Source organism: uncultured Campylobacter sp. (genome assembly GCF_937997465.1).
Classification (GTDB): domain Bacteria; phylum Campylobacterota; class Campylobacteria; order Campylobacterales; family Campylobacteraceae; genus Campylobacter_A.
Genome location: NZ_CALKTQ010000196.1, coordinates 1 through 2,426, shown reverse-complemented (window position 1 = coordinate 2,426; position 2,426 = coordinate 1). Strand labels below are relative to the sequence as shown.

Here is a 2,426-nt window from a genome sequence, read left to right as displayed (position 1 = left end):
CGCTTCAGATAGGCTCCGCGTCGCAGGTAGCGCCCATAGATAAGCTTAGCGTCGTTTTGGTCGTTGTTTTTGCGGTTATATTTTTAGGCGAGCGTCCGAGCGCGCGAGAGTGGATCGGTATCGCGCTGATCGCTAGCGGCGTGTTTACGCTAGTTTTTGCGGATAAATAGTATCAAGTAGCGGGAGCTAAATTTGGAGAAATTTAAAGAGAAAATCAAAAACTCGTATTTGTATGTAGTTTTTATAAAAAGGGGATTTTACGGTAACGGCTCTGCCTTAAGAAGTATCTTTTCGGCATTTTTGATGGCTATGGTCGGTTTGTGTCTTACTTTGATCCTGTTTGTTATCAAGGATATGATTTTTTATAGCGATTTTAAACCGCTAAACGAACTAACGAAAAACGTAGGGACGGTGGAGTCTGCAAACTACGGTCTAAAAGGCGACGGAAAGCTAAAACTGAGGCTAGACGACGGCTCGGCGGTGTCATACTACATAGATAGCAGAGATGACGAGTCGTATAGACCGCTCATAAAAAAGAGGGCGGTTATATATAGCAAGGTAGTGCCGCTAGGAAATAGAATTTTGCAGCTAGAAGACGATGCGGGTAAGGTTTACGTCAAATATAGCTACGAAGATGAACTGCAAACGCCACAGAGACGCATGGATCTCATCTACGCATGCTTAAAAATAGCTGCCTTTTTTCTGTTAATAGTGTGGTTTTTAAATCGTAGGGATCTCACGAAAGCCAAGGGCAAAAATAATAAAATTTAGCGGTTTGCGCCGGCTTAAGAGATATTTTTAGCTGTTGTTTTTTGAGCGAGGGTTTGGACGATAAATTTTGCTATTTTTAAAATTTTTGCTGCCTGGCAAGACCGCGCAAAAAGCCAAAGCGGCGCCGTTTTGAGTCAAATTTGCGTTTTTGTTTGCGGTTTAAATTTATTTTTAACTTTTTGCGAATAGATTTTCGCCGTAAATTTACCGGCGACTTTGTATTTAAATTTTAGTTTTAAAGTGAGCCAACTTTATTTGCTTGCTAGATTTAGACTTTAGTAAATTTGCTCGGTTTAGTCGACAAATTTACCTCGCGTTTTGCCGACTAAAAACGGTGCCGTACTTCGTGTAGTCAGGCTTGAGCTTAGCTAAAACTAAGCGATCAAATTTGTGCTTGTTTGGACGAATTTACACCGTCAAATTTTAAAGACGTTAAGCTTTGTCTTTAAATTTCGCTCCAAAAGCCAAATTTTAGTCGCCAGCCCTTCGCCGCCGCTGTATCCGCCAAGGCCGTTTGAGGCGACGACTCTGTGGCAAGGCACGATGATGGGGATTTTGTTTTTTGCGTTTGCCGAGCCTGCCGCGCGAAACGCCCTCGGTCGTCCAGCCATCGCTGCAAGCTGGGCGTACGTTACGCGCTCGCCGTATGGGATCTTTTGCAGATTTTCGTAAACGCACCTTTGAAACGCCGTGCCGCCGATATTTAGCCGCGTTTTAAAGGTTTTTAGCTCGCCTTTAAAATAACCCTCAAGCTCGCTTAAGCAGAGCTTTAAATTTGCGTCCGTTACGTCCGCACAGACAAACTCGCGCACGAAATTTATCTCACAAACTCCGCTCTCGTCGCCGCAAATCTCCAAAACGCCCACAGGCGAGTCAAAATACGCTTTTTGCATCGTAATTCCTTAAAATCAAGTGCTTAAATTTAGCCAAATTTCGCTTTGTTTTGCTAAAATTACGTAAATTTTAATAAGGATAAAAGATGGACTTTTTCACGCAATACGAAAAACACGTAAAAGAGCGCGAGGCCCTAGGCGTGCCGCCGCTACCGCTAAACGAGGAGCAGACGAGAGAGGTTTGCGAGCTTTTAAAACTTGAAAGCGCGCACGAGAGGGAGTATCTAGGCTTGCTCTCAGGACGCGTGCCGCCGATGGAGCCTGGCGGCGAAGGCGAAGCGATTATCGCCGCAAGGCTAGATGAAAATCAAAAGATAGTAAAGCGGCTCGTAAATTTACTCGCAAATCGCGTAAATCCGGGCGTAGACGACGCAGCGAAGGTAAAGGCGGAGTTTTTAAACGAGATTATAAATCATGGGCTGGTTATAAGCGAAATCGATAAAATCACCGCCGTAAATTTGCTGCGACCGATGCTGGGCGGATACAGCGTCATCGTGTTGCTTGAGAGCTTAAAAAACGCCGACGAGGCCGTAGCGCAAGCTGCCTGTAACGTGCTAAAAGAGACGATTTTCGTGCATGATTATTTTAACGATGTGGCAGAGCTTGCTAAAAGCAATAAATTTGCGCTAGAAGTGCTGCGCTCGTGGGCCGAGGCGGAGTGGTTTAAGGCGCGCGAGAGCCTGCCGAGACGCATCAGAGCGGTCATATTTAAGGTCGCCGGCGAAACCAACACCGACGATCTAAGCCCTGCTAGCGAGGCCT

The 2,426-nt window shown here is 45.5% G+C and carries 3 protein-coding genes and 1 pseudogene; 3 read left to right on the top strand and 1 reads right to left on the bottom strand.

The genetic code is table 11. The annotated features are described in order from the left end of the window. Together Q0546_RS06340 and Q0546_RS06335 are read left to right on the top strand one after the other, a co-directional pair. Positions 1-170: EamA family transporter (locus Q0546_RS06340; protein WP_366519255.1), on the top strand; the 170-nt coding region annotated here is incomplete at its 5' end. A 22-nt stretch (positions 171-192) separates the two neighbouring features. Further along, positions 193-771, top strand: coding sequence for a hypothetical protein (locus tag Q0546_RS06335; protein WP_298791512.1), 579 nt, complete (start codon positions 193-195; stop codon positions 769-771). 416 nt (positions 772-1,187) lie between these two features. On the opposite strand, the gene Q0546_RS06330 is transcribed toward Q0546_RS06335, so the two are convergent. Beyond that, entirely contained in the window at positions 1,188-1,664 is a 477-nt protein-coding gene (locus tag Q0546_RS06330) for a methylated-DNA--[protein]-cysteine S-methyltransferase (protein WP_298791510.1), read from the bottom strand. Positions 1,665-1,750: 86 nt separating this feature from the next. On the opposite strand from Q0546_RS06330, the pseudogene Q0546_RS06325 reads away from it, so the two are divergent. Further along, positions 1,751-2,426, top strand: a pseudogene (locus Q0546_RS06325) (aconitate hydratase B); the annotation flags it as partial.

Bases quoted from the DNA above. Each gene is read 5' to 3' on its own strand.
- Q0546_RS06330 (WP_298791510.1), bottom strand. From the start codon at position 1,664: ATGCAAAAAGCGTATTTTGACTCGCCTGTGGGCGTTTTGGAGATTTGC.